Origin of the sequence: Hansschlegelia beijingensis, assembly GCF_045505405.1 — a bacterium.
GTDB classification, from domain to species: domain Bacteria; phylum Pseudomonadota; class Alphaproteobacteria; order Rhizobiales; family Methylopilaceae; genus Methylopila; species Methylopila beijingensis_A.
Window position 1 is genome coordinate 1 of record NZ_JBJKEX010000396.1, and the last position, 2,666, is coordinate 2,666.

A 2,666-nucleotide genomic window follows, 5' to 3' on the forward strand; every position below is an offset into this window, starting at 1 on the left:
CGCCGGGAGCCGCACCAGCGCCGGTGCGTCGGCCAGAGCTGCGGCCGCGACCCCCTCGACGATGGTGTCGAACGTCGCGAAGCCGTGCTGGGCGTCGAGCGTGACGGACGCGAAGCCGGCGCGCGCCACCGCCTCCACCACCAGCGGAGACGTGAGAGAAAGCCAGCCATTGAAGTGCGGGCCGCCGAACTCGAGCGCCGTCGCCGGGAAGGCGCCGGGGCGCGGCTCCGATGTCCTCAAACGCGGCCCCGCGCGCTGCCGCTCCGCCGTCTCACCGCTCCGCCTTGATCTGATCGACCGCGGTCGCCAGCAGTTCGTCCATCGTGCGACGGATCTGGTGGTCGGAGAGCTGGACCTTGGCCTCGTCGAAATCCCGCCGGACCTTGCGGAACACGTCGTTGTCGCCCTCTTCCTCGAAGTCCGCCATCACCACCGACTTGGCGTAAGCCTCGGCTTCGACGCCCTGCTTGCCGAGCTTCTCGGCGGCCCACAGCCCGAGCAGCCTGTTGCGCCGGGCATAGGCGAAGAACTTCATTTCCTCGTCATGGACGAACATGGCCTCCATGGCCCGTTCACGCGTATCGAAGGTGGTCATCCGGGATATCCTCGAGCGCCGCGCGTCAGTCCGCCCCCGCCAGCCCGCGCATCTGTGATGATTACACCCCCCAAATGTGGCGCAACAGCGTGGGCCGGCGGATTGCTCGTCGTTCCTTCGTCTTGGCAGCGGCCGGCGGCGAGCCTACATTCGCGGGCGGTGCGGCGCGTCCTCAATCCACGCCGCCGCCGTGAAAGGCCCGCAATGAACCCCAATTTCCGGAACTTCGCCCTGTGGGTGATCATCGTCCTGCTGTTGCTGGCGCTTTTCACCCTGTTCCAGAATCCGGGGCAGCGCGCTCAGACGAACGACATCTCGTTCAGCCAGCTTCTGACCGAGGTCGACAACGGCCGGGTCCGCGGCGTCGTGATCGAAGGCCAGAACATCACCGGCCAGTACACTGACGGCGCTCAGTTCCAGACCTATGCGCCGAACGACCCGTCGCTGGTGCAGCGCCTCTACGGCAAGGGCGTCGCCATCACGGCCCGTCCGCCTGGCGAGAACATGCCCTGGTTCGTCGCGCTGCTGCTGCAGTGGCTGCCGTTCATCGCGCTGATCGGCGTCTGGGTGTTCCTGTCGCGCCAGATGCAGGGCGGCGCGGGCAAGGCGATGGGCTTCGGCAAGTCCAAGGCGAAGCTTCTCACCGAAGCGCACGGCCGGGTGACGTTCGAGGACGTCGCCGGCGTCGACGAGGCGAAGAGCGACCTCGAGGAGATCGTCGAGTTCCTGCGCGACCCGCAGAAGTTCCAGCGCCTCGGCGGCCGCATCCCGCGCGGCGTCCTGCTCGTCGGCCCTCCCGGCACCGGCAAGACGCTGATCGCGCGTGCTGTGGCGGGCGAGGCCAACGTGCCGTTCTTCACGATCTCGGGCTCCGACTTCGTCGAGATGTTCGTCGGCGTCGGCGCCAGCCGCGTGCGCGACATGTTCGAGCAGGCCAAGAAGAACGCGCCCTGCATCATCTTCATCGACGAGATCGACGCGGTCGGTCGTCACCGCGGCGCGGGCCTCGGCGGCGGCAATGACGAGCGCGAGCAGACGCTCAACCAGCTGCTGGTCGAGATGGACGGGTTCGAGGCGAACGAGGGCATCATCCTGATCGCCGCCACCAACCGTCCCGACGTGCTGGACCCTGCGCTGCTGCGTCCGGGCCGGTTCGATCGCCAGGTCGTGGTCGCGAACCCCGACATCATCGGCCGCGAGAAGATCCTGAAGGTCCATGTCCGCAAGGTGCCGCTGGCGCCGGACGTCGACCTCAAGACCATCGCGCGCGGCACGCCGGGCTTCTCGGGCGCGGATCTGATGAACCTCGTCAACGAGGCCGCGCTGCTCGCGGCGCGCCGCTCCAAGCGGATGGTGACCTCGGCCGAGTTCGACGCCGCCAAGGACAAGATCATGATGGGCGCCGAGCGCCGCATGGTGATGACGGACGAGGAGAAGCGGGTGACCGCCTATCACGAGGCCGGCCACGCCATCGTCGCGCTCTACACGCCGGCGAACGATCCGATCCATAAGGCGACGATCATCCCCCGCGGCCGCGCGCTCGGCATGGTGCAGTACCTGCCGGAGCGCGACCAGATCTCCATCTCCTACGAGCAGCTGACCTCGCGGCTCGCCATGGCGATGGGCGGCCGCGTCGCCGAGGAGGTGTTCTTCGGCGACGAGAAGGTGACGGCCGGCGCCCAGTCCGACATCCAGATGGCGACCAACATCGCCCGCGGGATGGTGACGCGCTGGGGCTTCTCGAAGGAGCTCGGCACGGTCGCCTATGGCGAGAACCAGGACGAGGTGTTCCTCGGCATGTCGGTCGCGCGCCAGCAGAACGTCTCGGGCACGACGATGCTGAAGATCGACAACGAGATCAAACGCTTCATCGACGAAGGCTACGAGACCGCGAAGCGCATCATCACCGAGCACCGCGACCAGATGGAGGCGCTCGCCAAGGCGTTGCTCGAGTACGAGACGCTGACCGGCGAGGAGATCAAGAACCTGCTCGCGGGTCATCCGCCGGTCCGCGACGCGACCGACGAGCCCCCGGCGCCTCGCGGCTCCGCCGTGCCGACGGCCGGCAAGC

General features: G+C 67.9%; 2 protein-coding genes and 1 pseudogene. 1 reads left to right on the top strand and 2 read right to left on the bottom strand.

Features of this window, described 5'->3' with window-relative positions; genetic code table 11:
* Both ACIKT0_RS16620 and ACIKT0_RS16625 read right to left on the bottom strand, forming a co-directional pair.
* Positions 1-240, bottom strand: a pseudogene (locus ACIKT0_RS16620) (HpcH/HpaI aldolase family protein); the annotation flags it as partial.
* Positions 241-271: 31 nt separating this feature from the next.
* Positions 272-595, bottom strand: a complete 324-nt coding sequence (locus ACIKT0_RS16625) for a DUF1476 domain-containing protein (RefSeq protein WP_407106492.1) — start codon at positions 593-595, stop codon at positions 272-274.
* A gap of 204 nt (positions 596-799) precedes the next feature.
* On the opposite strand from ACIKT0_RS16625, the gene ftsH reads away from it, so the two are divergent.
* Positions 800-2,666, top strand: a 1,867-nt coding sequence (gene ftsH, locus ACIKT0_RS16630) for an ATP-dependent zinc metalloprotease FtsH (protein ID WP_407106493.1), incomplete at its 3' end; no start/stop codon positions are given.

What these genes read in the sequence shown, in the direction of transcription:
- ACIKT0_RS16625 (WP_407106492.1), bottom strand. Translation starts at nt 595, where the DNA reads ATGACCACCTTCGATACGCGTGAACGGGCCATGGAGGCCATGTTCGTC.